Origin of the sequence: Alteromonas sp. 76-1 (assembly GCF_900654235.1) — a bacterium.
In the GTDB taxonomy this organism is placed as follows: Bacteria; Pseudomonadota; Gammaproteobacteria; order Enterobacterales; family Alteromonadaceae; genus Alteromonas; species Alteromonas naphthalenivorans.
The window spans coordinates 3670710-3695595 of the sequence record NZ_LR136958.1 but is presented as its reverse complement, the minus strand read 5'-3'; the positions used below and the strand labels follow the sequence as shown (position 1 = coordinate 3695595).

The 24886-nt window shown below is 43.9% G+C and carries 25 protein-coding genes; 7 read left to right on the top strand and 18 right to left on the bottom strand.

Annotated features, from left to right (window positions below; translation table 11 throughout):
- Positions 1-556 precede the first annotated feature (556 nt).
- The gene (locus ALT761_RS15955; protein ID WP_129739932.1) at positions 557-2821 is read left to right on the top strand and encodes a TonB-dependent receptor; all 2265 of its coding nucleotides are present in this window, start codon (positions 557-559) and stop codon (positions 2819-2821) included.
- Positions 2822-2894: 73 nt separating this feature from the next.
- Here the strand turns inward: ALT761_RS15955 and ALT761_RS15950 are convergent, their stop codons facing one another.
- From ALT761_RS15950 to ALT761_RS15930, 5 genes are all read right to left on the bottom strand, one after another.
- Complete coding sequence (locus ALT761_RS15950; RefSeq protein WP_129739931.1) at positions 2895-3500, bottom strand: response regulator transcription factor; 606 nt, start codon at positions 3498-3500, stop codon at positions 2895-2897.
- A gap of 32 nt (positions 3501-3532) precedes the next feature.
- Positions 3533-4720 carry a sensor histidine kinase gene (locus tag ALT761_RS15945; protein WP_129739930.1) on the bottom strand — a complete coding sequence of 396 codons (1188 nt, stop codon included), beginning with the start codon at positions 4718-4720 and terminating at the stop codon, positions 3533-3535.
- Between the two features lie 10 nt (positions 4721-4730).
- Positions 4731-5060 carry a DMT family transporter gene (locus ALT761_RS15940; RefSeq protein WP_129739929.1) on the bottom strand — a complete coding sequence of 110 codons (330 nt, stop codon included), beginning with the start codon at positions 5058-5060 and terminating at the stop codon, positions 4731-4733.
- A gap of 26 nt (positions 5061-5086) precedes the next feature.
- The gene (locus ALT761_RS15935) at positions 5087-5725 is read right to left on the bottom strand and encodes a DUF7010 family protein (protein ID WP_129739928.1); all 639 of its coding nucleotides are present in this window, start codon (positions 5723-5725) and stop codon (positions 5087-5089) included.
- Positions 5726-5947: 222 nt separating this feature from the next.
- Positions 5948-6340 carry a MerR family transcriptional regulator gene (locus ALT761_RS15930; protein ID WP_129739927.1) on the bottom strand — a complete coding sequence of 131 codons (393 nt, stop codon included), beginning with the start codon at positions 6338-6340 and terminating at the stop codon, positions 5948-5950.
- A gap of 89 nt (positions 6341-6429) precedes the next feature.
- Between ALT761_RS15930 and ALT761_RS15925 the strand changes: the two genes are divergently transcribed.
- Entirely contained in the window at positions 6430-6978 is a 549-nt protein-coding gene (locus ALT761_RS15925) for a DUF3703 domain-containing protein (protein ID WP_129739926.1), read from the top strand.
- Positions 6979-7173: 195 nt separating this feature from the next.
- Here ALT761_RS15925 and ALT761_RS15920 read toward each other — a convergent pair whose 3' ends face one another.
- From ALT761_RS15920 to ALT761_RS15900, 5 genes are all read right to left on the bottom strand, one after another.
- Positions 7174-8529, bottom strand: a complete 1356-nt coding sequence (locus tag ALT761_RS15920; protein ID WP_129740676.1) for an MFS transporter — start codon at positions 8527-8529, stop codon at positions 7174-7176.
- 43 nt (positions 8530-8572) lie between these two features.
- Complete coding sequence (locus ALT761_RS15915) at positions 8573-9154, bottom strand: BON domain-containing protein (RefSeq protein WP_126873820.1); 582 nt, start codon at positions 9152-9154, stop codon at positions 8573-8575.
- A gap of 13 nt (positions 9155-9167) precedes the next feature.
- Positions 9168-9764, bottom strand: coding sequence for a phosphoheptose isomerase (locus ALT761_RS15910; protein ID WP_013782861.1), 597 nt, complete (start codon positions 9762-9764; stop codon positions 9168-9170).
- A gap of 228 nt (positions 9765-9992) precedes the next feature.
- A complete protein-coding gene (locus tag ALT761_RS15905; protein ID WP_126873819.1) occupies positions 9993-10334 on the bottom strand; it encodes a YraN family protein in 342 nt (113 codons plus the stop codon).
- A 6-nt stretch (positions 10335-10340) separates the two neighbouring features.
- A complete protein-coding gene (locus tag ALT761_RS15900; RefSeq protein ID WP_232043479.1) occupies positions 10341-12323 on the bottom strand; it encodes a penicillin-binding protein activator in 1983 nt (660 codons plus the stop codon).
- A 129-nt stretch (positions 12324-12452) separates the two neighbouring features.
- On the opposite strand from ALT761_RS15900, the gene rsmI reads away from it, so the two are divergent.
- Positions 12453-13304, top strand: coding sequence for a 16S rRNA (cytidine(1402)-2'-O)-methyltransferase (gene rsmI / locus ALT761_RS15895; RefSeq protein WP_129740674.1), 852 nt, complete (start codon positions 12453-12455; stop codon positions 13302-13304).
- A 113-nt stretch (positions 13305-13417) separates the two neighbouring features.
- Positions 13418-13681, top strand: a complete 264-nt coding sequence (locus ALT761_RS15890) for a hypothetical protein (RefSeq protein WP_129739925.1) — start codon at positions 13418-13420, stop codon at positions 13679-13681.
- A gap of 107 nt (positions 13682-13788) precedes the next feature.
- Here the strand turns inward: ALT761_RS15890 and nspC are convergent, their stop codons facing one another.
- The 4 genes from nspC to ALT761_RS15870 form a co-directional block, all read right to left on the bottom strand.
- Positions 13789-14919: a carboxynorspermidine decarboxylase gene (gene nspC / locus ALT761_RS15885; protein ID WP_129739924.1), complete on the bottom strand. Its 1131-nt coding sequence runs from the start codon at positions 14917-14919 to the stop codon at positions 13789-13791.
- Positions 14920-14948: 29 nt separating this feature from the next.
- Complete coding sequence (locus ALT761_RS15880) at positions 14949-16151, bottom strand: saccharopine dehydrogenase family protein (RefSeq protein WP_057789823.1); 1203 nt, start codon at positions 16149-16151, stop codon at positions 14949-14951.
- A gap of 150 nt (positions 16152-16301) precedes the next feature.
- Positions 16302-16712: a hypothetical protein gene (locus ALT761_RS15875; protein ID WP_129739923.1), complete on the bottom strand. Its 411-nt coding sequence runs from the start codon at positions 16710-16712 to the stop codon at positions 16302-16304.
- A 106-nt stretch (positions 16713-16818) separates the two neighbouring features.
- Positions 16819-17775, bottom strand: coding sequence for a pyridoxal-phosphate dependent enzyme (locus ALT761_RS15870; RefSeq protein WP_129740673.1), 957 nt, complete (start codon positions 17773-17775; stop codon positions 16819-16821).
- A 158-nt stretch (positions 17776-17933) separates the two neighbouring features.
- Between ALT761_RS15870 and ALT761_RS15865 the strand changes: the two genes are divergently transcribed.
- Both ALT761_RS15865 and ALT761_RS15860 read left to right on the top strand, forming a co-directional pair.
- A complete protein-coding gene (locus tag ALT761_RS15865) occupies positions 17934-18485 on the top strand; it encodes a chalcone isomerase family protein (protein ID WP_232043478.1) in 552 nt (183 codons plus the stop codon).
- A 55-nt stretch (positions 18486-18540) separates the two neighbouring features.
- Positions 18541-19089: a DUF3833 domain-containing protein gene (locus ALT761_RS15860; protein WP_129739922.1), complete on the top strand. Its 549-nt coding sequence runs from the start codon at positions 18541-18543 to the stop codon at positions 19087-19089.
- Positions 19090-19129: 40 nt separating this feature from the next.
- Here the strand turns inward: ALT761_RS15860 and ALT761_RS15855 are convergent, their stop codons facing one another.
- The 3 genes from ALT761_RS15855 to aceK form a co-directional block, all read right to left on the bottom strand.
- The gene (locus tag ALT761_RS15855; protein WP_129739921.1) at positions 19130-20596 is read right to left on the bottom strand and encodes a sensor histidine kinase; all 1467 of its coding nucleotides are present in this window, start codon (positions 20594-20596) and stop codon (positions 19130-19132) included.
- On the bottom strand, positions 20590-21273 hold the full coding sequence (locus ALT761_RS15850; protein ID WP_126873815.1) for a winged helix-turn-helix domain-containing protein: 684 nt from the start codon (positions 21271-21273) through the stop codon (positions 20590-20592). Before ALT761_RS15850 ends, ALT761_RS15855 begins: the two co-directional genes overlap by 7 nt.
- A 67-nt stretch (positions 21274-21340) precedes the next feature.
- The gene (gene aceK, locus ALT761_RS15845) at positions 21341-23071 is read right to left on the bottom strand and encodes a bifunctional isocitrate dehydrogenase kinase/phosphatase (protein WP_129739920.1); all 1731 of its coding nucleotides are present in this window, start codon (positions 23069-23071) and stop codon (positions 21341-21343) included.
- 251 nt (positions 23072-23322) lie between these two features.
- Between aceK and ALT761_RS15840 the strand changes: the two genes are divergently transcribed.
- A complete protein-coding gene (locus ALT761_RS15840) occupies positions 23323-23709 on the top strand; it encodes a response regulator (protein WP_129739919.1) in 387 nt (128 codons plus the stop codon).
- Between the two features lie 102 nt (positions 23710-23811).
- Here the strand turns inward: ALT761_RS15840 and arsB are convergent, their stop codons facing one another.
- Positions 23812-24825: an ACR3 family arsenite efflux transporter gene (gene arsB, locus ALT761_RS15835; RefSeq protein ID WP_129739918.1), complete on the bottom strand. Its 1014-nt coding sequence runs from the start codon at positions 24823-24825 to the stop codon at positions 23812-23814.
- Positions 24826-24886: the final 61 nt, after the last annotated feature.

Below are 24886 nucleotides of genomic sequence, written 5' to 3'. Positions count from 1 at the left end.
GACAAGAGGCAAAGTATAAAGAAGGCGAATTGAGGTAGTGGGCGGCTACAACCTGCGGTGCTTTTTGTCTGAAGGTTGTAAAGGTGCGGGAAAATATTGTCTAAATGGTCTAGTGAATAGTTAAAGGGAACCGGTTTTATGCTTAATAAGTAACCTATGCTAACGTAATGATTATAAATAATAATATGTCAATTGGAATGAGGGGGTTAGCACTGTTTTCGGCCTAACCAATTAGTCTAATTTTAAAGTCTCATTTTAATAAAAGTGCAATATTTCGCTATGCAAGTTAAAAGGAAGTCAGTATGATATTTCTCCAGTCTTCAAGCCAATACTCCAGTCGTGGGTAGATGGGGGCTGGTAGGGTAGAGAAAGTGACACTAAAACCAGTAGGGATACACGCCACTTTCATCAGGATATCCATAAATCAGCTAAATGTTACTCGTCGTAACGCCCTCTATTTTGTGAGTCTATTGGTTTTAAAGTTCCATAGAGAACTTGAAGCAGCCTAAAAACAATAAATTTTTTGACACTAAACACTCTCGCAAAGGGGTTACACATGATCACCAATACTGACGTGTCTAAGACACTAGTTAGTAGGCTTTCGCCTGTCGCTTTGGCAGTAGCGTTAACTGTACCTGCTATTTCTCATTCTGCATTTGCTCAAGAGGCTGAAGCCACTGAAGAACAAATGTATGAAGCGATTACCGTTACAGCAACCAAGCGTCCTCAAGTTATCTATGAAGTACCAATTGCAATTAGTGCATTTGACGGTGATATGTTAGCTGAACAAGGCATTACTGACTTAACGGATGTTGGTAAGTTTGTTCCAAACTTAAACGTAACGGGCTTTTCAGCGGGTCACACTTCTTCTGTAAACCCTTTTATTCGTGGTATTGGTCTTCAAGACCATCTTATCACTACTGATCCTGGTGTAAGCGTCTATGTTGATGGCGTTTATTTAGGCCGCCAAGTGGGTCAAAACTGGAGCTTGAATAACATCGAGCGTATCGAGGTACTTCGTGGTCCTCAAGGTACGCTATACGGTCGTAACTCTATTGGTGGTGCCATTAACATCATTACCAAAGAGCCAGATCAAGGCGATGTGACTAAAGTAAATGCAGAGTTCGGTACTCGCGGTCGTGTTAAGACTGACTTGTTCGTGAACCATGCATTATCTGACACCCTAGCATTTAACATGAACCTTGCTTACAACACCCGTGATGGTTTGGGCGAGTTCATTAACGTACCTAATGCAGAATATGATGTGGGTGAAACAGAAGATATTTCTGGTCGTATCTCGGTAAAATATGAGCCGTCTGATGATTTCCGTATGGTACTAACCGCTGATGCCAATAATGGTGACGGTGGTTTACGCCCTTACACAGTGCTTATTGATGAAATGCCAGATGGGCGTTTTTATGCTGGTACCAATAGCCTAGGTCTTGAGCTTAGAAATAGCGATGTAACCCCAGAAGGTTATGATATTTACGATAACGCTACAGGCACGCCAGAAGTCACTGGCGTATCTAATGAAGCCCGTGGTGTGTCACTGACTACCGAATGGGATATTAGTGACGATTACACCGCTAAAGTCGTTGCTAGCCGCCGTACATCTAAGTACAAAGCGGGTCTGGATGATGATGGTACTATCTACTCGTTAGACCAATACCCAGAGCGTGGTGAAGCAGACCAAACGTCAATTGAAGTTCAATTGAATGGTTACATCAATGAGTACACTGACTTCGTTGCTGGCCTTTATTACTTCAATGAAGAAGGTAGCAACCGTCAAGGAAGTGATTCAAGTTTTGATGGCGGTGGCAACACCCTTCAACTTGACCAAGAAACCACAAGTAAAGCAGTATACCTAAACCTTCGTCATGACTTAACTGACGAGCTTAGTGTATCTGGTGGTATTCGTTACACTGAAGATGAAAAAGACGCGTCTGCAAATGTATTCGATGCGCTTGGCACCATTTATGACTCAAATGAGTGGGACGAAGTAACGTGGGAATTGGCGACCAACTATACCTTTGAAAATGGCATGACAGGTTATGCCACCATTCAAAACGGTTATCAGTCAGGTCAATATCCTGCTCGTCCATACTGCCTAATTGGCGAGTTCTTTGGCGCGGGTGGCTTCGATGATTTAGACGGCGCAGTAGCATCAGTTAATGCAAGCAACTGTTTTGAAGCCTCTGACAACATTACAGCGGTGAACTACGAAGTGGGCCTTAAAGGTCGTGTAAATGAATACTTTGACGTGAGCATTGCAGTATTTAACACTGAGTTTGAAGACTTACCGTACCAAGTAAGCCAAGTTAGTGAAGGTGGTTTTGATACGGCTAACTTAGTGGTTGAGCAAACGTCACGTGGTATCGAGCTAGATACGACCTTGAACGTAGGCAACTTCAGTATGCTAACCAGCATTGGTTACATGGATGTTGAAGTTGATGAGCAAGACGGATTTAACCCTGTTGCGCCATTAACGCCTGATTTAACTTTCGCAATTGGCCCGTCATATACCTTCGACCTTGAAGGCGGTGATAAAATTCGCGCACGTATCGACTATTCATACCGCGCAGAAATGTACGGCGAGCCTAGTTCAGAGCCTACTCGTATGACGAACATTGATAGCCGTGAATTGGTTAATTTCGATGTTGCCTATACGCCAGCAGATGAAGGTTATACGGTTGCTTTATATGGCCGTAATATCTTTGATGAGCGTTATGACAACGCTCGCTTAAATACTGGGGATTATATTATCCAAGTATTAAGTAATGACGCGAGTGAGTTTGGCGTACGTTTCTCAACTGAGTTTTAATTAACGAATTGAGTAAGTTAAAAAGACAAACGCTACATCTGAAATAGGGGTAGCGGATATAACAAAGGCTGGTTTATAACCAGCCTTTTTGTTTTGCGATTCTGGCGGCATCTACACGGTTGGTAGCATCAAGTTTTGCTATAGCTTCAGACAAATAATTACGCACAGTACCTTCTGATAAAAACAGCTTCTGCGCAATATCATGGGTTTTTAATCCATCAGCGGCGAGTTTCAGTGCTTTGCTTTCTTTTGCCGAAAGCGGGTTGTTATCATCCAGTGCCATTAAAGCAAGTTCGGGGCTAATAACTCTTTCGCCTTTTACAATTTTATGTAAAGAGCTAACAAGGTACTCACTGTCAGCCTCTTTTAAAACAAACCCTTTAGCGCCCAGTGCCAGCGCTCGCTTTATGTAGCCAGGTTTGGAGAATGTGGTCATTACCACCACTTTGCTGTCTATAGATAAAGCTGCAAGCTTTTCTGCTAAATCTAGCCCCGAGACTAAGGGCATTTCAATGTCGGTAAGAATAATGTCGGGGGCTTCGTTTGCGCCAAGCCAATCTAGCGCTTCTTGTCCATTAGCGCACTTCCCACTTATTTCAAAGTCGTCTTCTAAAGACAATAAGGTGGCGATAGCATCACGCACCAAATATTGGTCTTCTACCACTAAAATTCGATTCATTGCCGGTTGCTCGATATAGAATTAGTCATATTTCAATGTGTGCTCTGTGCGCTATTATCGGGTTTAGAAAGTAGCGGTAATTGAAGTGTTAGCACGGTTGGGGAGCTCCACTGAAACTCAACCGTTGCATTAATGAGTTCAGCTCGCTCGCGAATGCCTTGAACGCCATTGCCCTCAGTTTGGCAGTGGCTGTTACCATTATCAGTTATAACGAGAGTCAACATATCGTTGGTACATTGAAGGGTAAGCGCTGCTTGGTTGCCTATACTATGACGAAGAATATTCGTAGTCGCTTCTTTTACTATTAACGACAATTGGGTTTCTTGAAGGGGAGTAAGGTGAGTGAAGCTGCTTTCATCTACATCACTCACTTCATGAAAACCCTGCTCCGACAACTTAGCCATATTTTTAGCGATTTCCTGGCTAAAGGAAAGGTGTTTAATGCCACTTACCGTTTGCCTAATCTCACTGAGTAGTTGCTGAGACAGCTGCGCCAATGCTTTTACTTCTGCTTGAGCTTCAGCGGTGCGGCCTTTAGACAGTAATTTATCGGCCACTTGAGCCTTCAACGAAATGCTGCTTAATGCATGACCAGCTACATCATGGAGATCACGGCCTATTCGTTCTCGCTCAGCAATGGCACTTAAGGTACCCAGTGCGGCAGCGTGCTTTGCTTCTTTTTGTTGAAAAAGCGTTTCCTTACGTTCCATATATCCAAAGCCAAATAGCACAGCGATATTGCTCCCAGCGCCAAGAAAGAAAAACAAACCGGTTGGGTATAAAAGTACTTTCATGACAATAAGCGAAGCCGATACTATCAATAATAAAATAATGCCGGTACGTAAACGATAATAGTAGCCAACAATAAAGCTAATAAAGCCAAAAATCACCGTGCCACCAGGATTAACCAAGCTGGTGGTGTAGGCTAAAAAAATCATTGCAGTGAGGTAATAAGGTAAGCGATTTACAGGTTGGTTTACACACAACACATAAAGCAAAACAAAGGTGATAAAGCCCGTAAGAATGAGCGCCATTACCCAATTGGAAGGCGCATTTTGCATAAATAACATTGGCACAAAGTAAAACAGCGAAAATACCAAAGAGCTATAAGACCACTTTTTTTTGCGCCCGTCTGCCAGCAAGGGTAATACTGGCGATGGTAGGTTAGCAGAGGTTTTGCTAATGGCCTTGTCGCTGTTTTTTATTGAATTGCTATCCATCTAGGTATTTCTATTGAAATACAACGGCAGACTTGCTGGTGATAAGCAAAGTACCTGAAACAATTAATATAATACCCATTGCGGCATAGAAGTCGAAAGTTTGTTTCCATAAGATTACGGAAGCTGCGGTGATAAGGGCGATACCCATTCCAGACCATATGGCATAAGCAACACCCACCCCCATATGCTTGAGCACGGTAGCAAATAGTATTCCTGAAACCATATAAAATGCGATAGCCCCATAGCCGAAGTACCATTTCTCCCAGCCGTCTGAGGCCTTTAACAACAACGTAGCTGTTACTTCTGTGACAATGGCTAGGGCTAATAATAAGTAAGTCATAATTTCTCTCCATAATGAATATGGGCTTATTGTGGAATAGGGCTAGTAGTAGAGCGTGCTGACATTGCTACGCCAGCGTTAGCCGAAGCTCGACTTACTTTTAGTGTTGTGCGGTTAATGGCACGATATCTTACTTCCAATGCCACAAGTGATATCAAGTAAACTGCCACAATAACTGCTGATATGGCTTCAATACGGGCTTCTGGAAACACATACCAAGCAATGAGAATACCTAGGGTACGGGCGACAGTGTGAAAGTAGCCAACCCAGTGTTGTATAGCCCACGATAGCGGCATCCACATAAGCCCAGTAAGTATGCCAATACTAAGTGGAAGCGTAGTGTGGTCGATGGCGGCGACGGGTAGGGCGATGGCAAACACCAGTAACGCCATCGCCATACCAATAAAGAACAAGGTATCGAATTCTGTATTTTGGCGGTCTTTAGAAAAGAAACGTTCACCAGTAAGGTAGGAAAGCCCTGAACCAATATAAAAAATAGCGCCCGTACCAAGGTAAAGCATCCAGGTTTGTATAGCCTCGTTGAAAAAAGGCGATGCAAAACCAATCGCCGCCCAAACCAGAGTGCCTGCCAGTGGCATCGCGATAAAGCGGCGTTGTTTCATAATGTCGCGTTGTTGTTCTAGTGTTAGCGTTTGTGTTTTCATCACGATGCCTTTTTAGTTGATAAATAAAAGTGCGTAAGCAGTGATGAAAGTATGTAATGCGCGGGAAAATTTGGTTAGTCACAAAGGTAAGCAAAGTAACATGACATTTGTCATGAATGAGTTGTGGGTTCGGTCACCGTTCGACAGTTGGCTAAAGACAAGGAGCGGACGGTGTTGGTTTCTTGAACGGGAAACATTTATAACAATCAATAGTTCCGCGATTCAATTGGCTTCAAGTTTGTTAAAAATACCGCAGGTTTGAACTGTATTGTTACCAGGACACTCATTTGATAATCGCTTTAAAGTGATTTGTAATTCTTGCAGTTCGTTAATCTGTCGCTGAACATTTGAAAGATGTTTTGAGATGAGTTTACTTACTTCATCGCAATTATCTGTAGGCGTTTCCCTTTGGCGCAACAGCAACGCAATTTCTTTTATTGTGATCCCTAGCGCGCGGCATTGTCGAATAAAAATAAGCCTTTCCAATGCGGCGCCATTATAAGTTCGATAGTTTCCTGAACTGCGTGGTGGCTTTTTAAGTAATCCACTGCGCTCATAAAGTCTTATTGTTTGAACGGTACAATTTGTCTTTTTTGCCAACTCACCAATTTGCATAAATTTTGATTATTGTTTGACCCTATACCTAGTATAGACAATATAGTTTTATTTTAAATGGTAACTATAAGACGATTAGGAGTTTCAGAATGAAATCAATATGGGGGTGGATTAGCGCTATCTCAGTTTGTGTATCTTTAGTACATGGTTTTTTTACCGATCAAAGCATATACCATAGCTTGGTGTTACACCCTTTAGTGCTCCTAGTGAGCTTATTACTAATAGCTTTTGTTTCTGGTGAATGGGCGCTTGATTCTATTGGTATTAAATCGCAGAAACGCTACAGCCTCAGAGTTAAACCTTATGTACAACAAAAATTAAATGCTGCAAACGCTGCGCGTGAGCAAGGAGATTTAAAGGCTGAATTCAAGCATCTTGAAGATGCGCATGTAATAGGTCAACGATCGACGTATTTTCACACGCTAGTTCATTTACGCATGTTGGTATTTGCGCTTCGTTACAGGATTCTAAACGAAATAATTGGGCAAGTTATACGCATATTGGGAGCGATGACTAAAACGGCCTTTGGATTCTTACCGACGGGTAATACTGGTGGCAGCAATGTCAGGGCATTCCAACCCATGCCAATATCGAAAGAGAACGAGACTATATTAGCAATGATAAATGAAAAAAAGTGAAGTGTAATTGGCGATAAAAGCGATATTAATTAGATTGCAACTAGAGCTTAAAAGTTGAAGGTCGACTTCACTTACACAATAGCCTGCCAGATACAGTTAATTCGGCTAGTGGAGTGTCGGTTTAAATCCCTGATAACACCCTTGGTGATCACAGTCATTCGCTTTATCTGAACAGTAGCACTTGCCTGTGCTACTTCAGCTTACCTGCTTTTTGAGTCGCTTTTTCAAAACTGAGTCGCCATCAGTTTTTGACAACATTAGGCTGTCGGTAATACTAAGCAGCGCAACTACTGCCATCATCGCCATAGCAATTTTGAAGTTGATAAGCGACGGATCGCTACTTGAATTACCCACCAACAGTGAAGCTACGGCCAGCATAAGCGCAGAAATGGTGATCCCCATGCCACGGTTCATTTGCATGAGTATTGCACCCAGTGTATTGGCATCGCGCATTTTGTCTTTTGGCACATCCGCAAAGGCGATGGTGTTTAATAAGGTTAAATGCATTGACCTATTCACACCGCTAACAAACAAAATAACCGCAATCACAACCGATGAACTTTGTTGAGTAATTAGCGATAGCGCCACAAAACCCAGTGAGATCATAATGCCATTTGCAATAAGCACACGCTTAAAGCCAAAGGTGTTCATTATCCAGGTAGTCGCGGGTTTAATGGCAATATTACCCACAAACAGCCATAGCAATAATGTACCTGCTTCCACCGGCGAGTAACCCATTCCCAATTGCAGCATAAGCGGCACCAAAAATGGCGCACTGCCTAACGCTATACGTACTACCGAGCCGCCGTACATTGACAATCGAAAGGTGCGATACTGCATGGCTTCAAAAGAAAACAGAGGTTTTTTAGCACGGCGAATATGAAACACCGCAGCTATCAATAATAACAGTCCAAACACGGTCACCACGCTGCCCAATAGGGTCGAGGTGTTGTGACCAGCAAATAGTTCTATACCGGCCATAAAAGAGGCAAAGCCAATACCGGTTAGCAGAAAACCTACTACATCAAACTTACCCACATTAGCGGTGAAGTTCTCAAGCAAATAGGCGGAAGCAATAAGCGCGAATATGCCTAATGGCACGTTCATAAAGAATATCCATTGCCAGCTCAAGTGGGTGGCAATCCAACCCCCTAATACAGGGCCAAGAATAGGGGCACTTAACGCCGGCCACGTGATAATAGCCACGGTTTTAACTAGCTTTTCTTTGGGTAAGTCTCGCAGCACCACTAAACGGCCTACGGGCACCATTAAGGCGCCGCCAATGCCCTGCATAATACGAGACAAGGTAAAGCTAGTTAGGTTAGTGCTAATTCCACATAATATTGATGCCACCACAAAAATGATAATGGCGGCCATGAAGACATTACGGGCACCGAATTTGTCGGCCACATAACCACTTAGCGGAATAAAAAAGGTAACGGCAACAAGGTAGGCAGAAACGCCAATAGAAAGCTGAGTTGCTGGCACGCCAAAATCAGCGGCAATAACGGGAAGCGCGGTGGTGATCACCGTGGCATCCAGAATTTCCATAAACAAGGCCCCAGCAACAAGTAGGGCCGTTGCGGTATCGCGACTAAATGATCTCAAATGCTCGCACTACGCGGGCTACGCCCGTTATGTTCCTTGCAATATCTACAGCTGCATTAGCTTCTGCATTGGTTAATCGGCCCATTAAGAACACTTCAGAATCTTGCACTACAACACTAACCTGTAGGGCTGGCACGCGTTCATCGGCCACTATCTTGGTGCGTACTTTTGATGCAAGCCAGATGTCATTAGCTTGAGTACCCGCCCCAATAGGTTCACCAATGCGAATTTGATTGTGAATTTTCTTAAGGTAATCGACTTCCTGAGCCCGTCTAACCGCTTCATCAATTAACGCTTGCGTGGGAGCTTGGCCAGTAAGTAAAGCAATGCCGTTATACATATCGACTTGTAGATTGGTTTGCTCTTTTAGCGCTTCACTCTTTGACCATTGATAAGCCACAGCGCGACCTGCGTTTTGGTCATCAAGTTGAGTACCAACAGTGCGTCTGTCGTTCGCCACTTTCGCAGCCATCGCACCCGCGGCGCCAACCGCCACCACGCAGCCCTGTAATTGCATTACAAAAAGAAGTGATACAAGAGTAATAGTTAACGTTTTAACTCGTTTCATAAATGGGTAAACGTTATTCGTCTCCAAGGTCGGCCGGGAATAAGCTGTCATCAATGCATTCACATAAGTTGTGAATAACCAACAAGTGAACTTCCTGAATGCGGGCAGTGCGGTTAGAAGGCACACGCACTTCAACATCGTGCTCGCTTAAGAAGCCTGCCATTTCACCACCGTCTTTACCGGTTAAGGCTACAATGGTCATATCGCGAGATAAGGCTGCTTCCATGGCGGCAATGACATTTCGTGAGTTACCACTGGTTGATATAGCAAACAAAATATCGCCAGACTGACCTAACGCACGAACTTGTTTGGCAAAAATTTCATCGTAGCTATAGTCGTTAGCAATGGAAGTAATAGTAGAAGTATCAGTGCTTAACGCAATAGCTGGAAGGCTAGGGCGATCGCGTTCATAGCGGTTAAGCATTTCAGAAGAAAAGTGCTGAGCATCACCTGCCGAACCACCGTTACCGCAGCTCAAAATCTTATTACCGCGAATTAGCGCTTCAACCATCATCATGGCTGCTTTTTCAATTGATTCAGGCAAAATTTCAGATGCAGCAATTTTGGTTTGAATACTTTCAGTAAAGTTCGCTTTAATTTGTTCAATCATACTTCTTTTCTCTGCATTTCAGGATATCAAGCAATCTCAACAATGAGTGCACATCAGGCTGTAGGAGGTAGGCTTGAGAATTCGGCGCAGGCAGTACTTAGGCTTCCGTAAACACGCTGTGAACCCATCCATGGGAGCTCCGCCGCCGCATCCATGCGGCGGAGGGTTTACTACAGCCTAAGTACTACCTACACCTAATCATCAGCGCACCTAACCGCTACGCGCTTTTTATCCAATATTTTTAAGCCACTGAAGGTCGCTTCCGTCAATGGCGATAACGTCTATGCGTAATGGGGTAGACGCGGGATTAAAGTTATTATCTAACAAATAGAACGCAAACGCAGCCTGAATTCGTTGAAGTTTCTTCATTGTGACAAATTCAGCGGCCTGACCGTACTGTGACTTTTTGCGAAACTTCACTTCTACACAAACAATGGTGTCACCATCTTGCATAACAATATCAAGTTCACCACGTTTGGTTCGGTAATTACGACAACGTAATGTAAGCCCTTGTTCCTCTAAATAGGTAACGGCCTTGTTTTCTGCTGCATTCCCTTGCAATACGGACAATGTAGTTTACTCCATTAGCATTTGCACGCGCTCGTTACGAATAACGGCTTGAGGTAAGTTTCGTTCTACTTCACTGTTTTCATTCAGCGTAAGTGTGCCGGTTAACCCGTCGAATGTTATGTACGACAAGGTCGTTAGCATCCCTAACTGAGGGAGTAATTCGTAAGCGTCTACACCGAAGGCGAACAGTCTATTTTGCAACGTACTGCGATCGGGCCAGGTTTGGTTGGTTTGCTGAGCAAGTTGCTGCCATTGATGGTCTGGCATCATCCATGGCATGTCGATAAAGCGTACGTTTTGTAAATCACGCCACTGGTTCTTGCCACTGTTGTAGTCCATTGAACGGGAGGTCGCATAAACAGGCACTTGTTTTCCATCGTACGGGTTTAAGCTCGCTTCTATTATGGGGTTAAGAAGTTCGGTATCTTGCGGCGACGCGAATGCAACAATGGCATCAATGTCTCGCCTGCTGCGGGGCATGTTGTAAACTTCTTCGTTCGTCATATATTCAATTTGGTTAATACGCTGATTACTTTGGGCTACATCTAAAGCCTGCGTGATGCCTTCTCTTAGTGACTCACTATCATTGAACGTTACTGAAGTGATGTTAGCCTTGCGGGCTTGGGCTTCTTGTTCGTGCAGCGTGTTCCAACGAGATTTAAACGCATCGTTCATACGCTGGTACAAGTTACTTTGCGCTGCAATAACAATGGGGGCTCTAAAGCCTTTGCTATAAATAAACTCTGCAAGCTGATTGGCTTCATCTTCCGGCGCAAGGGCGAAATAATTAACCGCTGGTGCTGTGGTTGTAGGCATCTCAGATTCAGCGTTAACGCCTTCTGGGTTTAAAGGCTCTGAGTTTACTGACGCTGAGATTACTGAGGCAGAGCTATCTGAAATTGTCGGCATTTCATCCGGGCGGTTCAACGCCAACATGTTCACGCCAGGCGGTAACGCGGGTATTAATTGCTCAACGGTTTCTTTTAGTAGCGGGCCGACTATAAATTTAGCATCGCCAATGGCGGCGACCAGGGTTTGTGTATCGGCGTTGGTGGTATCAACAAACCGAATGTCAGGCATACTATTTGGGTTGCTGCTTTGTTGGAGCTGTTGGTAATAACCCGCCATAATGCCATCTTTAACCGCCTCACCAGTAGCCGCAAGCCTTCCGCTTAACGGCAATAGAACAACAAGTTCGCGAATTTGAGGGGCAGTTAGTGCCTGCGCTAAGGCAACCTCTTTGGGTAAATGCTGTGCCAACATATGGCCTGCATAAACCTGTTGATATTGCGCAATTGACCGATTCAACTGCTGCGGGTTTCGTGCACTTTCAACGGTTAACTGACGAAGAGCAAAGAAGGGTTGCAATTTAGGGTTCTGATTTTCACTTTGGGTGAGTTCATCAGCAGGTATTTGGTTTAATAATGCCCAAACTTTAGCGACTTTTTGTTCGTCTTCTAGTTCAGTAGACAAAACGCTATTGGCCGCCTTAGCCCACAAACCTTGCTTGGCATAAAGGTCTGCTTCTAGCGCCGCTAGTTTGGCAACAAGGGCAGGGCTAGTATTCACATCTTCCAGCATGGCAGTAAGTTGTGCTGGCGATGAAGAAGGGTCGTTCTGATATGCCATTGCAACATGTATGGCGTAGCTATCTTGCAACGAGGTAGCTACACCGTCTTGTTTCATTTCAAACAAGATTTGCTGCGCTAAAATAGTATCGTCTTGCGCGAGATAAAGGCCCACTGCATCTAGTAGTAAGGTATCTCGCTTTACTTTATCTCGGGTTTGAAGCCATACTTTTTTGGCTTCTACTAGCTTGTGTTCAGGCGTGATGCGCTTCTCTGCTGGTGCTTCTACCGGCTTAGTATTAGTAATTTTAGGTGCCGAGGTGGGTTCAGGTGTGCTCCCGCAGCCTGCTAAATATAGCACGCTGGTGGCTGTCGCCATTGCAAAGGTAATGCGCTTTGTAAAATGTCCAATGTGACCCACAGTCTGTTTCCTTTCACTTCGTTTAACGGCAAGTTTATCCTAACCACGATGAAAATCTACGTTTGCCGGCGTAAACTAGCCCAATGGCGTGGTACACTTTCTGTATTATTCGTTATTTTTATTGTTTATATGACCAATTTCGCCACCCTGTATATCGTTCCCACACCTATCGGCAACCTTGATGATATTAGCGCCCGCGCTATCGAGGTATTAAAGCAGGTTAACTGGATTGCTGCGGAAGATACACGACACAGCTCCCGGTTGTTACAGCATTTCAGTATTTCTACACGTACCTTATCGCTGCATGATCACAATGAAGATAAACGTACCGCAATGCTGGTTCAGCGCCTAAAAGACGGCGAATCGGTGGCGTTAATCAGTGATGCGGGCACGCCATTAATTAGCGATCCTGGTTTTGTATTTGTTAGGCGCTGCCGGGAAGAAGGTATTCCTGTTACCGCATTGCCCGGCCCGTGTGCCGCCATTACGGCGTTAAGTGCTTCAGGGCTGCCAACAGACCGATTTATTTTTGAAGGTTTTTTACCGGTAAAAACACAAGCCAAAGATAATCAGCTTGCTGAATTAAAAGAGCGTACCTGCACGAGCGTATTTTATGAAGCTCCGCGCCGTATTTTAGCCACAGTCAAAGACATTGCCCGTGTACTAGGAGACAGACACATAGTGGTCGCCAAAGAGCTTAGTAAAACCTTTGAAACCTATGTGAGTGGTACGCCAGGTGATGTTATTGATTATTTAGAAGCCGATGCAGCCCACCAAAAAGGTGAGTTCGTGGTGATGGTGTCGCCAGCTCAAGTGAATTTATCTGAAATATCGGCTGAAGCCATGTCGCTTTTAACCACGTTATGTGACCACATGCCATTAAAGAAAGCTGCAGCTGTTGTGGCTGATCACTACGACTTGAAAAAGAATGCCTTGTATCAAGCTGGGCTAGAAGCAAAAGATGCGAAAGAGACTGATTGATCTCAGACCTATAGATTGAGGGTACCTATCTAAACAATATAGTTAACACACAATAGGCTTAGCGCATTTCGCACTATTGCTTGTCACGTTAAGTGTAAGGTTGGAGGATAGTTATGAGTCAGCAAGTTTTGAAAATTGAGATGCCAGAGGGTAAATGGGTTGTCGATGTTTTTAATAAATCCGGCGATTCCGGCGAGTACGATTTAATTCACCCCAACACGCAAGTGAAGTTAGCCTTAGCCGATGAAATACATGGCTTTCGGTATAATCTTACCGGCCCTGAAGGTACGCCAGTTGCTATTTATCTTGATGATACGGTTATCGCGGAAGGCACGGTAGATAAAAGCCAAAACCTAAATGGTACTGGCATTTTATAGAATAGATTTTTATCCACTACGCTGTATTCAAACACCATGAATAAAAATGCCCGCTAGCGTTAACGCAGCGGGCATTTATTTTTTAGGTAAAAGGCGCTATCTACTGCTTACGACAAGCGGCCTTTAAAGTCTTCGTAAGTGAATTGGCGAACGATTTCGAACTCACCGTTTTTACGCAAAATACCAATGGCGGGGTGTTCAACGCCATTGAAGAATGACGTTTTCACCATGGTGTAGTGCATCATGTCTTCAAACTGTACTCGGTCACCGGCTTTTAGTGGCGCATCAAACGAGTAAGTATCAATGACGTCGCCTGCTAGGCAGGAATTTCCACCTAAGCGATAGTCGTAGGCTTTCTCGCCAGGTAACGCCGCATTTAAAATCGTCGGCCGATAAGGCATTTCAAGCACATCAGGCATGTGCGCTGTGGCTGAAATATCTAAAATGGCAATATCACCATCGTTGTTTACTACATCCACGACCTCAGCAATTAGCGGCCCTGTTTGCCACGCGACTGCAGAGCCAGGCTCTAAGATAACGTCTAAATGCGGGTAGCGCTGTTTAAAATCGCTAAGGGTTTTAATCAGGTGGTCAACATCGTAGCCTTCGCTAGTCATTAAGTGGCCGCCACCTAAGTTTAACCACTTTAACTGACCTAGGTAATCGCCAAAGCGTGCCTCTATTGCTTTAAGCGTACGTTCGGTAGCGAATGAGTCACACTCACACAAGTTATGACAATGGAAACCGTCAATGCCCGATAAATCTACGCCTTCCAGTTCACTTACTCGAAGCCCTAGTCGCGAACCCGGCGCTGCGGGGTCGTAAAGTGGGGTATCTGCTTCTTGATGCTCGGGATTAATGCGCAAACCCAAAGAAACGCCCGCAAGCGCATCTTTGTGAGTTTGCCATTGTGACAGACTATTAAACGACAAGTGATTCACCAGCGTAGCCAGCTCTTCTATATCCGCCTTTTTATACGCAGGAGAATAGGCATGGACTTCCTTACCCATTTCAGCGGCTAATTTGGCTTCCCATACCGAACTTGCGGTTGCGCCATGTAAATAAGGTTTAATGATGTCGAAGCTCGACCACATTGAAAACCCTTTTAAAGCCAGAATAATTCTAACGCCTGACTCGTCTTGTACACGCTTCATCAACTCAAGGTTTCGGATGAGTTTTTCCTCTTCCAGCACGTAGCAAGGAGAAGGGATATCTGTTCGTTGCGTTAAGTCTGCCAACCTTTATTTGCTCCAGTTACAATGTTCTATTACTTAGTGAATGGGCTGCTATCACACTCAAGTACATGCCATGGAAGGCCGTGCTCGTTAAGCATATCCATGAATGGATCTGGATCGAATTGTTCCATGTTCCAAACACCGTTTTCTTTCCAAGTGCCGTTAAGCATTAGCGCTGCACCAATCATGGCTGGAACACCTGTGGTGTAAGACACCGCTTGTGCACCCACTTCGTCGTTACACTTGGCATGTTCACAGTTGTTGTAGATGAAAATGGTTTTTTCTTTGCCATCTTTCATGCCAGTAATGTAAGTACCAATGCAGGTCATGCCGGTATAACCTTCAGCGAGTGAGCCTGGGTTAGGCAGAACCGCCTTTAAGAATTCTAACGGCACCACTTTTTGGCCTTGGAATTCAACCGGTTCAATGCTGGTCATGCCTACACCTTCTAACACACGAAGGTGTGTAAGGTATTCATCACCAAAGGTCATCCAAAAACGCGCACGTTTTAGGGTAGGGAAATGCTTAACCAAAGATTCCAATTCTTCATGGAACATCAGGTAAGAAGCGCGTACACCAATGTTTTGGTAATCCAAATCTTCACGCACGCTTAGTGGATCGGTTTCTTTCCACTCGCCATTTTCCCAGAAACGACCACGTTGAGTAATTTCGCGAATATTGATTTCAGGGTTGAAGTTGGTCGCAAATGCTTGACCATGGTCACCACCATTACAGTCAACAATATCCAAATAGTGAATTTCGTCGAAATAGTGTTTAGCAGCGTATGCGGTGTACACGTTGGTTACACCTGGATCGAAACCACTGCCTAACAACGCCATAATGCCCGCATCTTTGAATTTCTGCTGGTAAGCCCACTGCCAAGAGTATTCGAACTTTGCTTCGTCTTTTGGTTCGTAGTTTGCGGTATCAAGATAGTCGGTGTTAGTAGCTAAACACGCGTCCATAATAGGCAAGTCTTGATAAGGCAACGCAAGATTAATTACTAGGTCAGGTTTAACATCGTTAATAAGCGCTTCTACTTCTTTGGCGTTATCAGCATCAAGAGCGAATACGCCTTTAACGCGATCTGCGCCTACTTCTTGTTGCAAGGCTTCACACTTAGACACCGTGCGGCTGGCAAGAAAGATTTCGTCAAAGTGCTGTGGTAAACGTGCACACTTTTTTACGGTTACTGAGGCAACGCCACCAGCACCAATTATTAAAACGCGAGACATAATAATTAATCCCTAAATAAGCTAATGAATTTTGGGCTGAATGCTAGCAGACGATACCAAATTGGCAAGCAAAGACAGCATAGGTTCGACAAAAAATAGTCATCGTAATCACAAGGAAAACGAATAAGCATAATTTATACGCGATAACGCCTATTCTGGCATTGTATTGATGGGAGGGGAAACCACTATTTTGTCTCCCACACGATAATAAGGATAGAGCAATAGCTGTTCCTCATCATTGGGGCAGGCTGCGCTGATGGCGATAGCATCTAAACGTGTGTGCTTTTGCGTTTCAACCATCGCGGCATAAACAAGAATACTGTAACTTTCAGAGTCAGTGGTAGTGTCGATAATTCGCCACTGTAAGCACTCTATAAGTTGGCTTTCGTCGATGCGGTAATTGGTTTCTTCGCTAAACAAACAGCCAACTTTGCCATCTTCATAGATAGCCGCGAAGGGATAGAACACGGAGTTGGTAGAAAGTACCAGTTCGCATAATTTGAGTGCCCTAGAAACCAATATGTTTAAAGGGGGGGGTAAGCTACTTGTTCCTTTTATCATGGTGCATCTCCTAACAGTTATTGCGTTTGAGCGGTAGCTATGAGTAACGCGAAGCTAGATACAACCAGGCTGTGCTTTTAGATATACACTTTCCACAGCCTTGATATTAGGTTAAACGAATGTTTTGGTCTATAAGATCAAGGGTTTTATTTTTTCTGGCACCCTGAATTCCACCAGTGTGAACGATAATAAGTGTCTGTCCTTTTTCAATTGGGCTTTTTTCACCTACATTGGTCGAGGCATTGGTTGAAGCCAAAGTGGCTAGCAAGTGCTTAAGTGCCCAAAACACTTTTCCCGAGTAAACCCCTTCAATTTCAAAGGGCATTGTTCGATTAAAGTTTTCACAGAATGTCTTTAAATACGGGGGAATTTTCCCGTATCCACCACAATGAAAATCATGATTAATACTGAATTGGCTGTTTGTGCGACCATTAAGTGCAGGCCCCGGCTCAAGAAACTGCTCTACTAGCCCTTCTAAATATCCGTCTCCTTTTAATACGCCAATGCCAATAGCATGTTGGTGGGATGATAACGCCGAAGTTAATCCTGCCAAGGTCGCGCCACTGGCAACAGGAGCAATAATATGGTCGAAAGGGATCTCTATTTCGTTTACGACTTCTCGCACGCCTTTAAGCGCCGCCATTTGGCTGCCGCCTTCAGGAATGATCAACGCATCGGGAAACTGAGTTCGTAGGCTCGCTAAATAAGTAGGATCATCCCTTTGCTGGTAGGTTATTTTATTCACGTAGCGAACTTGAGCGCCCCATTCCACTAAATCCTGAATCATTGGGCTGGGGTGTTTGGTGTAGTCGCCGCGAATTATGGCGTGAAAAGGCACATTTAGCTGATTACACAGATAACCTAACGCGTGCAGATGGTTGGAAAACCCACCGCCAAAACTGACTACAGAAGAGGGGAGCTGCTTGTACAGCCTCGAATTTAATTCGGGGCCAGAATTTAAAGCCATTTCGTGGTGCGGCAAAAGAGCAAACGCGTATTTTAATTTACGCCATTTGTTGCCTGAAATGACGGGATGTATTTTATCGTCCCGCTTAACAAACATTGATACATGTTCAGCACCTTCCCAGTCTGGCGTAAAGGGCTCTAGCGGCGAGGGTAAACACAGGGCATCAGCAAAACTTTTAAAATTCAAAACAAGCTATTCAAATGATCAATGTGGCAATTGCAACAGTATAACTAGAAGATAGATAAAGAAGGTACATGTATATGTTTCAACGTCGTTATACCACTTTTAACATCGTCATCGCATTGGGAATATCGCTTTTGGTTTTGTCGAAAAACGTGCTGGCGCAAAGCGTGCCTGATTATGTCACCAAACAAGTGCCTGAGGCGCAAGTTGTGGGCAATGCAATGTTTACGTATATGTTTTGGGACGTTTACGACGCTACGCTCTATGCGCCTAAAGGGCAGTGGCAGTCTGACGCTCCATTTGCATTAAAGCTCGATTATCAAAGAAGTTTAGATGGTAAAAAGATAGCACAGCGTTCAGTAGATGAAATGCGCAAGCAAGGTATTAGCGACGAAGCAATGTTAAGCGAATGGCGAGACAAAATGGCGTCGCTTTTCCCCGATGTTGAAGACGGTGACGTGATTACCGGTGTGGCTACCTCAAACCGAGCCAGTGAATTTTATATCAATGGTGAGCTGGCTGGCACTATTGAAGACACGAACTTTACGCAGTCTTTTTTCGACATTTGGCTGTCAGAAAAAACCTCTGAACCCAAATTACGTAAAGCCTTGTTACAAAAGTAATTAGTACATTTTTTATCAATTGTGGGCAGCCATATAAACTTAAATTGAGGTCACTATGAAATTTATACAGCGCACGGTGTTAGTCGGGCTTTTATCTTGCCTTACTCTTATAGCCGGATGTTCTACATCGGTAGATGGCAATACTTACAAACAAGTTTCACCCACGTTTAATATTGAGGAATTTTTTGCTGGCAACGTTCGGGCTTGGGGCATAGTACAAAATCGTTCCGGCGAAGTGGTCCAGCGCTTTGTGGTAGATATTGAAGGTAAAAACGAGGGCGGTACATTAACGCTAGATGAAACATTCACCTACGGGGTAGGTGAAGGGCCAAAAAATCGTGCGTGGAAAATTGTTAAACAGGCCGATGGCACCTACGTGGGCAACGCGGGCGATATTGATGGCCCTGCAACGGGCACTTCATACGGCAACGCATTTAACTTTCATTACAATATGGACTTACCGGTTGATGATACAACCTATGCAGTTACCTTCGATGATTGGTTTTGGGCATTTGACGATAGCGCCATGATGAACCGCTCATACATTAGAAAATTTGGCGTGGTAATGGCTGAGGTGACTATTTTTATGCAGAAACAAAACTAGTGTCGATTTAGCACTTTATCAAAGTATTACCATCGAAGCATTAACGGGGGAAGGTGAATACTACGCCCAACCCGTGACCTTGCATAAGCGGGTCGTGCACAAACCAAAGTTTACCTTTGTGTAGTTTAATAATTGCCGAAACAAGTGATAACCCCAACCCGTTCCCTTCACAGGTTCTGCTTTTATCAGCTTGGAAGAAACGACGTTCTAAACTATCAAGTTCATGTTCATCAACTCCCTTCCCATTATCATTCACGCTGATAATCACATGGGAAGACGTGGCGGTAAGTTGTAGCGTAACGGTTCCGCCATCAGGCGTGTATTTTATGGCGTTATCTAGCACATTCGCTACTGCTTGAAACAGTAAGTTTGGATCGCCGTAGAACTGAACTTTAGACAGCTGACTAATAAGCTTAATATCTCGGTCTTCGGCCAATGGTTGATATAAATCCTCTACATCAATAATCATTTCACTTAGCTCGGTTTCATAAAACCCTTCTTTTTTGTGAACCGTTTCTAGTTTGCTAATACGCAAAAGACTATTGAACATATTTAACAGTTTGTCAGCTTCGTAGGTAGTTTCGTGGCGTAGCTTCTCATCACCAATATGTTCTAAATTATTGCGTAAGCGTGCCAGCGGTGTACGCAAGTCATGGGCAATACTGTCGCTTACCGACTTTATATTGTTCACCGCACTTTCAATGGTATCGAGCATATGATTGAACACAACAGCCAATCGACTTAAGTCATCCCAGTTGCTGTCTATTTCCAAGCGTTCTTCTAAATTACCAGTGCGAATAATGGAATCGGCAGTTTGTGCCATGCGGTTAATACGCTTAACCACGTAAAGTGCGACTGCAAAGCTTATGGCACCCAATACGCATAGCAAGGCAATAATTATCCAACCAAACGTTTTCCCTAACCACTGTGCACTGTATAAATCATCGATATTCCGGCCAACAAACAAAGAATAACCTTCTAGGTTTACTTCCTCGAAAAGAATACTGTTGGTTGATTCAGAAAAGGAATAGCGGGTACTGTCTTGCGCGATACTCTCTTTTTCGAAACTCTCTTTTTCGCCAGTCAGTGCGGGTAATTTAATAATGCTTGTGAGAGGAGTGCCAGCGTCAACACTTTCACCCATGGCAATAGGCCACATTGGATAATTGCCTGCTACTATCTGGTTTTCGCTGTTGCGAAGTACCACAATTAACCGAGATGGCGTTAAGGCGTGGGAGGTGTCGGTTTGGTTCGAATCTGACGGAAGGCTTGGTGTGGTTCTCGCTTGAATGTTACTAATAACCGCATCAATACCTACTTGCTCATGCAATAGCGTAAACGCGTAAGTTTCAGCATCAACCGCAGCGCTTGCCTCACGAATAAATACGTCACTACTGGCAAGACGCCAGAAGTAAACGATAAATAAAATAGCAACAAGCGCTAACGAGGTAAGTAATACCCCAACTCGAAAACTAGAACTTCGGGTGAAGTTGCCTATTGCTAACACACAACAGGATCCGCAATTCTATATCCCGTGCCTCTTACCGTTTCAATAAGAGGAACGTTAAATGCTTTGTCTACTTTTTGACGCAAACGGCTGATATGCACGTCGATAACATTGGTTTGCGGGTCGAAGTGATAATTCCAAACTTGCTCCAACAGCATGCTGCGTGTAACGACCTTCCCTTGATGGCGCAATAAGCACTCTAGTAACTGGAACTCTTTTGATTGTAAGTCTATTTCGGTATCACCGCGTTGTACCTTCCTGTTAACAAGGTCAAGCGTGAGATCGCCCACTTTGATAAGTGTTTTATCACCGCTTTCACGTTCTCGTCCTGCTAACCCTTCAACCCGGGCGAGTAGCTCTTCAAACGCAAAAGGTTTGGTTAAATAATCGTTGGCGCCTGAACGTAAACCCCGAACTTTATCTTCTACTTGGCTTTTCGCACTAAGAAGTAGCACAGGGGTAAGCACGTTATCCTTTCGTAAACGTTCTAAGATAGTAAAGCCGTCTAACAAGGGCAGCATTACATCTAATACAATAACATCTACATCATCGGACAAAGCTTCAGCTAAGCCCCTTTCGCCATCACGCGCCGCAACGCAGCTGTGCCCTTCACCAACAAATCCTTTTTCAATGTGAGCGGCAACCTTAGGATCATCTTCAACAAGTAGCACATTCATGATTTTGGTACTTCTAATTAATGGAGTTAAATATCAGTGTTTATACATACAATCTATCGTGTTGCGATCACTTTGGGTTGCTATTAGCACCCCTATTAAAACGGACATCAGCGTTATATGGCGTAAAGTGTTGAATGTCGCCACGAGCACATTTTGCCTGTACTTCGTGCCAGTATTCTGGGGTCATTAGGTCGCCATGCAACGACTTCAAAATGTCCTTAAGTTTGCGTTTTCCAACAATAAAATGTTCAAACTGCTCGGGGAAGACATCGCTAGGACCAACTGACAACATGTCCATCGCATAAGGGTCATCTGATTTGGGTAGCGCCCTGAAATGACGTTCGTTCATTAAACATATTTCATCATAGTCGTAAAAGATAACTCTGCCATGTCGAGTGATACCGAAATTTTTATGCAGCATGTCGCCAGGGAAAATATTCGCCATGGCTATTTGTTTAATACAAAGTCCTAACTCGTTTAATGCGCTGCGTACTTTGCCTTCATCTTCTTCTTGTTGAAGGTACAAATTAAGCGGAGTCATCTTACGTTCTATGTATAAATGCTTAATGACCAGTTCGTCTTCGGTAAATTCGAGGCTAGAAGCGCAGGTTTCTTTAAGTTCTTCGATTAAAAGAGGGTCGATACGAGACAAGGGAAAGCGAAAGTTAACGTATTCATGGGTGTCTGCCATTCGTCCCACACGGTCGGACATTTTTACTAACCGGTAGCAGTCTTTAACATGCTCTCGGGTGATCTTCTTACTTTCGGCAAATTCATCTTTGATAATTTTAAACACTACCCCGTAAGAGGGCAGGTGAAACACCATCATCACCAATCCTCTAATGCCAGGCGCGGCCTCGAAGTGATCGTCCGTGGTATCCATATGATCGAGGAAATTACGATAAAACACGGTTTTCCCGTGCTTGTAATGACCAAGCGCCATGTAAAGCTCAAAGTGCTTCTTGTTAGGTAATAGTTCTTGCAGAAACGCCGCCACTTCTGCTGGGTTTTGGGTGTCTGCCATAAAGTAGCTTCTGGCAAAACCGAAAATAACGCTTAAATCACTTCTGTCTGTGAGCAGTGCGTCTACAAACAGGGTATGTTCATCACTGCGTTGCATAGAGATAACAAAAGGAAGGGTTTCTTCTGGCATGCATATTCTGCCAATAAGATACGCCGATTTTCCTCTAAAAAACGTGGGTTTTAGCAGTTCGACAGTATGAACACTCGCCAATTGCTGTGTGGTTAATCGCTTTCTAAGTGCTTCTTCAAGGTTTTGCATGTCACGTTCGTAGTTTTCAAAAGGGATGCCGTAGCGATATATTTTGAAAATAGACACGTACATTTCGCGTACCGTGGTGGTGGTATCGAAGCTGTGAATGACTTTATCTCGGTCTTGGCCGGGTAAAAAGCAGCGACTTGGCAATACAAACATCATGCTGTTGTCGATTTTGCGGTGTTTAAATAAACGCCCAATCACAGAATTATAAAAGGTTTCGGCTAGCTCAAACTGCGGGTGGCCTTCAAGTTGTCGTGCGAAGGTCTTCTTGAGGTCTTGCCAAAACTCGTCATTTTTTTTATGCACTTCGGTTAAATGGTAAACATCGGCAACGGCATCTGAAAGGCTTTGCTCATAGATAGTAATGCGTTCTTTTGAGGCGAGCTGAATCTCTTTCCATTGGCCCTGCTCAAAGCGCGACTGGGCTCCTCTAGTAATTCGCGTAAACCAGCGATAGCTCTTATCAAAATGAGAAAGAATTTGATAAGCAACTTTCTTAGAAAGGGTGACATCCAGCATAATTTAGCCTTTAACAATAAGTGATATTCAATGCGGCGCAGTGTGCTTTGTTTTTATATTTGGCTGCATATACCTTCTAAAGTAACAAATATTTACCATAAGCTACTGGGAAATTTACCTAAAAGTGTTTTTTTATACTTTGGTTTAATATAGTCTTATCCTTACTTTCTTCATCCATGTTTTCGACAATAGACGCATTGCTGCGAGTTCCTTGTGGCGATTACGTACTTGTAGATTACTAAGAGTAGACCATGAGCTTCAACATTCTGATTTGTGATGATTCGGCGCTAGCGAGAAAAGTAGCGCGCCGTAACTTGCCCGATGGATTAGCAAGTGAAATTTATGAAGCATCTAATGGTGTGGATGCGCTTGAGATAATGGGACATCATCGCATTGATTTGGTGCTGCTAGATTTAACCATGCCGATACTCGACGGGGTAGGCGTGCTTGAAGAAATAAAGCGCCGAAAAATAGAAGTGTTTGTAGTGGTCATTTCAGGTGATATTCAGCCAGTCATGCAAAACCGCGTGATGGAACTCGGTGCGCTGGCATTTATTGAAAAGCCGCTTAAACGACTACCGTTGGAAACTACCTTGAAGCGCTACGGATTTATTCTGCCAGAAACCATGGCGTGTTAAATAAGCACCTTCTCGGGTATGTTTATACAGTTATAAACGTAAAAAGGAGCTCATATGAGCTCCTTTTTGCATTTAGTTTTGTAGTGCTAATGAATGCTTATGTTAGTCAAACCAGTGGCGGGTTCTATTTGCGAACCATACCAGCGATAACATTACAGGTACTTCAACCAGCACACCAACAACGGTTGCTAGGGCTGCGCCACTGTGCAGGCCAAATAAGGATATGGCTACCGCTACGGCTAATTCGAAAAAGTTAGATGTACCTATCATGCATGCAGGCGCTGCAACATTGTGTGGTAGCTTCATTTTTTTCGCCGCAAAATACGCTATCGCAAAAATACCGTAGGTTTGAATAAGAAGCGGTATCGCGATAAGTACGATGTCTTGAGGCTGGGCCAATATTGTTTCTGCTTGAAAGCCAAACAGCAACACAATAGTAATTAACAGCCCAAGTACTGAGAATGGCTTAAAGCGTTCAATAATAGCAGTAACGGCTTGTTCGCCTTTTTTCTCAATCTTCTTACGGGTAATAACCCCGGCAATTAACGGCAATACCACATAAAGTACAACCGAGAGAATTAGTGTATCCCACGGTACTGTAATATCGGTAACACCTAGAAGCATAGCGGTAATAGGTGCAAACAGGATGATCATGATTAAGTCGTTGATAGACACTTGAACGAGGGTGTAGTTTGCATCGCCTTTTGTTAAGTGGCTCCATACAAATACCATGGCAGTGCACGGTGCTACGCCCAGTAAAATCATACCGGCGATATATTCAGTGGCCGTTTGCGGGTCTACCCAGTCGGCAAAAATGCCTTTGAAGAACAACCAGCCAAGTAGCGCCATTGTGAAAGGCTTTATTAACCAGTTCACTACTAAGGTAAGTACCAGCCCTTTGGGCTTTTTACCCACATCTTTTATGGATGAAAAATCAATTTGAATCATCATTGGGTAAATCATGAGCCAAATTAGTACAGCAATCACTAAATTTACGTGAGCATATTCAAGGCTAGCTACTAGCGCAAAGAAGTCTGGAAAAAGACTGCCGACGGCTACACCTGCAATAATACAAAGTCCTACCCAGACGGATAAGTATCGTTCGAAAAATCCCATGAGACAGTGTCCTTAATGGTTTTAATGTCTTTCGTGTTGATAGTGCGTGCGAGTATCGCCT

Excerpts from the sequence above, each read along its gene's own strand:
- ALT761_RS15955 (WP_129739932.1), top strand. The coding sequence starts at position 557 with ATGATCACCAATACTGACGTGTCTAAGACACTAGTTAGTAGGCTTTCG.
- ALT761_RS15950 (WP_129739931.1), bottom strand. The coding sequence starts at position 3,500 with ATGAATCGAATTTTAGTGGTAGAAGACCAATATTTGGTGCGTGATGCT.
- ALT761_RS15945 (WP_129739930.1), bottom strand. The coding sequence starts at position 4,720 with ATGGATAGCAATTCAATAAAAAACAGCGACAAGGCCATTAGCAAAACC.
- ALT761_RS15940 (WP_129739929.1), bottom strand. The coding sequence starts at position 5,060 with ATGACTTACTTATTATTAGCCCTAGCCATTGTCACAGAAGTAACAGCT.
- ALT761_RS15935 (WP_129739928.1), bottom strand. The coding sequence starts at position 5,725 with ATGAAAACACAAACGCTAACACTAGAACAACAACGCGACATTATGAAA.
- ALT761_RS15930 (WP_129739927.1), bottom strand. The coding sequence starts at position 6,340 with ATGCAAATTGGTGAGTTGGCAAAAAAGACAAATTGTACCGTTCAAACA.
- ALT761_RS15925 (WP_129739926.1), top strand. The coding sequence starts at position 6,430 with ATGAAATCAATATGGGGGTGGATTAGCGCTATCTCAGTTTGTGTATCT.
- ALT761_RS15920 (WP_129740676.1), bottom strand. The coding sequence starts at position 8,529 with ATGGAAATTCTGGATGCCACGGTGATCACCACCGCGCTTCCCGTTATT.
- ALT761_RS15915 (WP_126873820.1), bottom strand. The coding sequence starts at position 9,154 with ATGAAACGAGTTAAAACGTTAACTATTACTCTTGTATCACTTCTTTTT.
- ALT761_RS15910 (WP_013782861.1), bottom strand. The coding sequence starts at position 9,764 with ATGATTGAACAAATTAAAGCGAACTTTACTGAAAGTATTCAAACCAAA.
- rsmI (WP_129740674.1), top strand. The coding sequence starts at position 12,453 with ATGACCAATTTCGCCACCCTGTATATCGTTCCCACACCTATCGGCAAC.
- ALT761_RS15890 (WP_129739925.1), top strand. The coding sequence starts at position 13,418 with ATGAGTCAGCAAGTTTTGAAAATTGAGATGCCAGAGGGTAAATGGGTT.
- ALT761_RS15880 (WP_057789823.1), bottom strand. The coding sequence starts at position 16,151 with ATGTCTCGCGTTTTAATAATTGGTGCTGGTGGCGTTGCCTCAGTAACC.
- ALT761_RS15875 (WP_129739923.1), bottom strand. The coding sequence starts at position 16,712 with ATGATAAAAGGAACAAGTAGCTTACCCCCCCCTTTAAACATATTGGTT.
- ALT761_RS15870 (WP_129740673.1), bottom strand. The coding sequence starts at position 17,775 with ATGTTTGTTAAGCGGGACGATAAAATACATCCCGTCATTTCAGGCAAC.
- ALT761_RS15865 (WP_232043478.1), top strand. The coding sequence starts at position 17,934 with ATGTATATGTTTCAACGTCGTTATACCACTTTTAACATCGTCATCGCA.
- ALT761_RS15860 (WP_129739922.1), top strand. The coding sequence starts at position 18,541 with ATGAAATTTATACAGCGCACGGTGTTAGTCGGGCTTTTATCTTGCCTT.
- ALT761_RS15850 (WP_126873815.1), bottom strand. The coding sequence starts at position 21,273 with ATGAATGTGCTACTTGTTGAAGATGATCCTAAGGTTGCCGCTCACATT.
- aceK (WP_129739920.1), bottom strand. The coding sequence starts at position 23,071 with ATGCTGGATGTCACCCTTTCTAAGAAAGTTGCTTATCAAATTCTTTCT.
- ALT761_RS15840 (WP_129739919.1), top strand. The coding sequence starts at position 23,323 with ATGAGCTTCAACATTCTGATTTGTGATGATTCGGCGCTAGCGAGAAAA.
- arsB (WP_129739918.1), bottom strand. The coding sequence starts at position 24,825 with ATGGGATTTTTCGAACGATACTTATCCGTCTGGGTAGGACTTTGTATT.